The following is a 5771-nucleotide window of genomic DNA, read 5'->3' as shown; positions in this document are numbered from 1 at the left end:
GAAACTTGCAGCAGAGTAATAGTTTATAGCAATAAATGATGTATGTATATATAATTTAAAATATAATAGACTTTAAAAAAGGGCTGTCCACTAATTTTTTTAGTGTGACAGCCCGATATTTATTTTAGTTGAAATTCAACAGCTATTCCTTGTTCAGTTCTTAATGGCTTAACCTTTTCTAATTTTATATAACTTAAATAGTTAGCTGAAACAGATAATTTTGCCATTCCCCAAATCATAAATTTATTAACTTTTGTATCATGAAGTTCCAGTTGTATTGATTCATATGCATATTTCTCATTAATAAAATGAAATTTTGGCACAGTACTTTTTGAGATTCTTGCTTTGCTATTTTTTAGGGTAAAGAAGTAATTAAAAAACCAACATTAGGAAGCTTAGAGTTAAAAGAAGCTGGTCAGGATGGTTTTGATAAGAAAATAATATGGATTATTATGGAACACTGGGTTATAATTGTTCATAGAGTATTATGAAATTAGTGTAGTTAGAGTGTATTCTAAAGTTCTTAGCTAAGAATTTAAAAGATGGCAAGATTTTAAACTTTTGAAATAACTAATAAATAATAAGTTGTGAAGGAGAAAATTTATGAATAAAGAATTATGGGGAAAATTTATGGCAGACTGTTTTAAAAAATATTCAAGAGGGTTTTGATATGGATATAAAATATTTTTCTAATTCGTGGAACAACTCGAAAAAATACCACAATATGGATGAAAAGTTTTGGAATCAAAGAGCTAAAGAATTTAATATAAAAGACATAGAGGAAAAAGCAAATATAGATTTTCCGCGTATATTAGACTTTATTGAAGTTGGACAAGATTTTAGATTTGAAAATGTATTAGACATAGGATGTGGTACAGGCTTCTATGCTATGCAGTTTGCGAAAATATCCGATCATGTTATTGCAACAGATATTTCTCAGAGTATGCTAGCTTGTGCTGAAAATAATTCAAAAGAAAAAAATATAGGTAATATAACCTTTGTAAAAAAAACTTGGTCAGAATTTAGCTTAGAAGAACTTCAGCACAAAGAAAAATTTGATTTAGTGTTCGCTTCTATGAGTCCAGCAATAGATAGCTATGAGGATCTCAAGAAGATGATTGAGTGTGGAAAAAATTTATATTTTTTGAGTGGGTTTGTGCAAAAAAAAGATTATTTAAAGGATGAACTTTCGAAAATAATTTTTGGTTCTAATGAGAGTAGTTATCATGGAAACAAAATATATAATGCTTTTAATATATTATGGAATATAGGATATTATCCTAAAATAAGCTATAAAGATTCTAGTTGGGAGAGAAGTAAATCTGTAGATGAATTTTATTTGGAGTATCTAAGTTATTTTGAAAAAACAAAAATTTTAACAAAAGATGATAAAGCCAATATTAAAGGTTATTTAAAAAGTAAAGTTGTAGATGGTTTGGTAATAGAAAAGACAACCGCTAAATCAGCATGGCTTTTCTGGAAAAAATAGAGGTTTTTATAGGTAGAGCAAAGTAAAAGAGTTGATAAAAGCTAGAAAAATTGAAGATTTATTTTAAAATACATAACGTATTCATAATAAAATTAAAAACCATGCATATTAAGGAAAGTAAATTCCTTTTGCATGGTTTTTATAGTGCTTATTTTTTTAACATTGTTCATTTATTATACGTAATTATTTTTAACTTCCCTATTTACAGAAAATTTATAATTATTATAAAATTTTTATTGAAACTATAATATTGATATAAATACACAAAAGGGTATAAGGATTGTTGTAAATGCTCAGAAAAATCCTTCTCCAGATGAAGATATACTCTCATTTTGGAATCAATTTACTGATGAAGAATTATTTAAATTTGAATCAGTTCAGGTGGACATGAGAAAAGAGGATATGCCTGGAAAGCCTAATAAGAGTGTAAAATGTGAAATTTGTCATGAAAAAGTTATGGATGGCAGAGATATCATTAAAGATGGAAAGGTATTATGTATAGCTTGTGCAAAGGGTGCTTATTACAAAAAAATCTAGAAAAGGGTGAAAAGATGTGTGGCAGATATATGATGATCTTATTAATGAAATCCCTGAAGAACTAACAGTACTTGAATGTATGGTTGGGGCTTCTTGGACTCTCGTACGTTCAGAGCAAGGACTCGGTATTGTTAAGACTATTAAAGGTGGCAAGCAAGGAAGTGAGCTAAGTAATATTTCTGGAATGCAGCTTAAAAAGCTTGCTGAATATTCAAAATCGTGGAATATGCTTGAAGCATCCTTGGGCATGGCTGCAATTAACTCAGCATTTAACAACTCTTCTCAAATTATGGATATTAATGGTGAGAGAATGCTGGAATCTGATAATCCAGAAAAGTACAATGCTTTTAAAGTATTAGAACCAAAGATGAAAGGTAAAAAGGTAGCAGTTATAGGTCATTTTCCCCAAATCGAAAAATTAAAAGAAATATGCGAATTATCTATACTTGAAAGAGATCCACAGCAAGGTGACTACCCTGATCCAGCTTGTGAGTATTTACTTCCAGAGCAGGACTTTGTATTCATTACTGGAACAGCATTTACAAACAAGACAATGCCTAGATTGATTCAGTTGTCTAGAAAAGCTCAGATTATTTTAGTAGGACCTAGTGTGCCAGTTTCTAAAATTCTATTTAAATATGGAGTCAAGCTCATAGCAAGCTTTGTTGTAATTGAACAGCAACTCATTTGGAAAGCAGTTCAAGAAGGGAAAAAAATGAATATATTTAAAAGTGGAGGCAAAATGGTATGCATTCACTTATGTTCCCAAGCTTTAAGAAATGAAAAATAGTATTAATAATAAATTATATTTGAAAGGAATACATACAAAATGATAAGAAAGAAGAAATCCAGAATCACTTTTTTGCTGATACTTAGTATGATAATCTGTTCAGTATTTTTTAATTTAACAGGTTGTGAAAAAAAAGTTGAAGCTCCAAAGGCTGCTACACAAACAATAACTGACGATGCAGGAAGAAAAGTTACAATTCCTGAAAAAATTAATAAGTGCTATTATACCAGCCCTATTGGCATGATTATGGTTTATTCTCTTGCTCCAGACAAGATGGCTGGATGGTCAATGAAGCTCACAGATAATGAGAAGAAATATATACCTTCAAAATATACATCACTTCCATTTTTGGGTGGCTTACAGATGAATGGTAAGATTAATGTAGAAGAACTGGCTAAGGTTAAGCCAGATGTAATATTCTCAGTTGGTCCTGATGCTATTGACAAAACATCAGTGAGCACTGCTGATAAACTACAACAACAGCTTAATATCCCGGTTATTGTGGTAGACAGCAATATTGAAAAAATAGATAAAGCTTATGCACTTATGGGAAAGATACTGGGAGCTGAGGATAAAGCAAAAGAGCTTGCAGATTACTGCAATAATACTGTTAATGAGGTTAAAGCTGCAACTAAGGATATACCTAAGGAAAAAAGAGTCAATGTTTATTATGCTGAAGGTCCAAAGGGGCTCGCAACAGAAGCACCTGGTTCAAGTCATGCTTTGGTACTTGATATGGCAAAGGGAAATAACGTTGCTAAAGTCCAATCAAAAGGTGGAAGCGGCATGAGTGAGGTGTCAATGGAACAGGTTCTGTCTTGGAATCCCGATGTAATAATTTCATGGGGAACAGATGCTGGCGGTGCTTGTGATCTAATTAAAACCAGCCAGGATTGGAAAAACATTAATGCAGTAAAGAATGGAAAAATATATGAAATACCTAATTCTCCTTTTAATTGGTTCGATCGACCACCTTCAGTAAATAGGTATTTGGGTTTAAAATGGTTAGCCACAACTTTATATCCAGACTCTTATAAAGTTGATATGGTTAAGGAAGTAAAGAGTTTTTATTCGCTTTTCTATCATGCTGATATATCTGATGATGATGCAAAAGCGTTACTAAAAAATTCAGTTAAATAATTTATGAAGAAAGGATGTTAAACAGCATGGAAGCTGATAGTATTACACTTAGTTCTATTTTAAGCATGTTTCATTATAGAGCAGACCTATATCGTAAAAATACAGCATTTAAGGAAAGTTTAGGTGAACAATATGTTTGACTTTAAAAATAGCAAAACTAAGGCAGAGGCTTTGAGTATGTTACTTGAAAAATGTCTTTTTAATAAACGAATTGAGATTATTCCTATATCAGAGGCTATATACAGAATACCTGCACAAAACATATATTCCTGCAATACACTTCCTGTTCATAGAGTTTCAATGATGGATGGAATAGCTGTATCCTCTAGCTTTTTTAAAGATGGTATGCCTGAAACATCCAACTGGGCAGCGGGAAAGGAATATACAAGAGCTGACACTGGCGACGATTTTGATGATCGTTATGATGCAATAATTGCAATTGAAAATGTATCTTTTGATGAGAGGGGCAAACTTAAATTTAAAGAGAATTTGATAGTGAAAGAAGGTGTATGTGTCAAAAAAAGAGGAAGCACCATAAAAGAAGGTGATTGCGTATTAAAAGCTGGAATACCAATACGTCCTAGTGATTTAGCTGCGCTGGCTATAGGTGGAATCACTGATATACCAGTTATAAAAAAGCCAGTTGTAGCTTTCATTCCAACAGGCAGTGAACTTATAGCTGCTGGTACAACGCCACAAAGAGGCCAAAATGTTGATTCCAACAGTATTATGGCTAAGCATATGATTCTTGAGATGGGGGCTAAACCTCTATGCTATTCAATTGTAAAAGATAATCCTGAAAATATTGGAATTACTTTAGAGAAAGCTTTAAAGGAAGCGGATATTATTATAATAAATGGTGGATCCTCTAAGGGAGGAGAGGATTTCACTATAAAAGTGCTGGAAAACAAGGGCGAGGTTCTTTTACATGGAGTTACAGCAGGCCCTGGAAGGCCTATGAGTTTGGCAATTATTGAAGGAAAACCAGTTATCAATTTACCTGGACCCGCGTTAGCAGCATATTATGGATTGGATTGGTGCATTAGAGGAATAGTCAATCAATACCTGGACTTGCCTATGATAAAACGTCAAAGAGTTAGTGCTGTTCTTGCCGAAGATATGTTTTGTCCGAAGTCAATCTCATTTTTGTGCAAGATAAATGTAGAAAAAAGGTCTGATGGGACTTACATGGCCACGCCTGTCCCCTTTAAAGCTTCTTCTATTGGTATGTGCTTAGGAACAAATGGTCAGTTCATTTCAGAAATTGGTGAAGGAGATTATAAAAAAGGAGATGCTATTGAAATAGAACTGCTTTGCAGTAAAGAATTTATAAACTGTTACAAACACAGTTTATAAAACTGAATATACAAATCTATTTTTTATTGAATATTTTAAAAATAATTAAATTTTCCATTTTACCAATTGACAAAATTTAGAGTATAGTTTAATATTGAATTATAGTGAAAAAATTCACAATTATACATATGTTTTAAGAGTGATTTTTTTAAACGAAAGGACACATAACTGGCGGAAGTTGAGTTTACTACAGGAAGTGTGGCTTATAAAGTAAAAATGTCGACCGCTTGGGCAAAAAATGTCTTAGTGGTCTTATGTTTTTTGTGAATCTATATACATATTTACTTGAATTTAAGAAGAGATATGTTTTAACATGTTTACTATTTTATTGTTGTAATACGTGAAATAGTAAGTATACAAATAAATGAGTTAACAAATCTCCTTACGATTGCAGTAGTGAAATCGTTGAGGAGGTTAAAAAAATAAAAGAAAGATTAAAGATGGGGGTATTTTAAAATG

The 5771-nt window shown here is 31.8% G+C and carries 6 protein-coding genes and 1 riboswitch; of the genes, 5 read left to right on the top strand and 1 reads right to left on the bottom strand.

The window, feature by feature from the left end; translation table 11 throughout:
* Positions 1-119: 119 nt before the first annotated feature.
* A complete protein-coding gene (locus tag I6U48_RS24280; RefSeq protein WP_218323066.1) occupies positions 120-323 on the bottom strand; it encodes a hypothetical protein in 204 nt (67 codons plus the stop codon).
* A gap of 347 nt (positions 324-670) precedes the next feature.
* On the opposite strand from I6U48_RS24280, the gene I6U48_RS24275 reads away from it, so the two are divergent.
* From I6U48_RS24275 to I6U48_RS24255, 5 genes are all read left to right on the top strand, one after another.
* Entirely contained in the window at positions 671-1489 is an 819-nt protein-coding gene (locus I6U48_RS24275; protein ID WP_218323065.1) for a class I SAM-dependent methyltransferase, read from the top strand.
* 387 nt (positions 1490-1876) lie between these two features.
* Positions 1877-2026 carry a TraR/DksA C4-type zinc finger protein gene (locus I6U48_RS24270; protein WP_218323064.1) on the top strand — a complete coding sequence of 50 codons (150 nt, stop codon included), beginning with the start codon at positions 1877-1879 and terminating at the stop codon, positions 2024-2026.
* A 16-nt stretch (positions 2027-2042) separates the two neighbouring features.
* Positions 2043-2816 (top strand): DUF364 domain-containing protein, encoded by a 774-nt coding sequence (locus I6U48_RS30375; RefSeq protein WP_218323063.1) that lies wholly within the window; start codon positions 2043-2045, stop codon positions 2814-2816.
* Positions 2817-2855: 39 nt separating this feature from the next.
* The gene (locus tag I6U48_RS24260) at positions 2856-3956 is read left to right on the top strand and encodes an ABC transporter substrate-binding protein (RefSeq protein ID WP_218323062.1); all 1101 of its coding nucleotides are present in this window, start codon (positions 2856-2858) and stop codon (positions 3954-3956) included.
* A gap of 132 nt (positions 3957-4088) precedes the next feature.
* On the top strand, positions 4089-5312 hold the full coding sequence (locus tag I6U48_RS24255) for a molybdopterin molybdotransferase MoeA (protein ID WP_218323061.1): 1224 nt from the start codon (positions 4089-4091) through the stop codon (positions 5310-5312).
* A 154-nt stretch (positions 5313-5466) separates the two neighbouring features.
* Positions 5467-5552: riboswitch (ZMP/ZTP riboswitch) on the top strand.
* Positions 5553-5771 lie beyond the last annotated feature (219 nt).

Source organism: Clostridium thailandense, assembly GCF_019207025.1.
Classification (GTDB): Bacteria; Bacillota; Clostridia; order Clostridiales; family Clostridiaceae; genus Clostridium_AM; species Clostridium_AM thailandense.
Note: the sequence above shows the minus strand (reverse complement) of the source record. Positions and strands in the feature narration are given on the sequence as shown.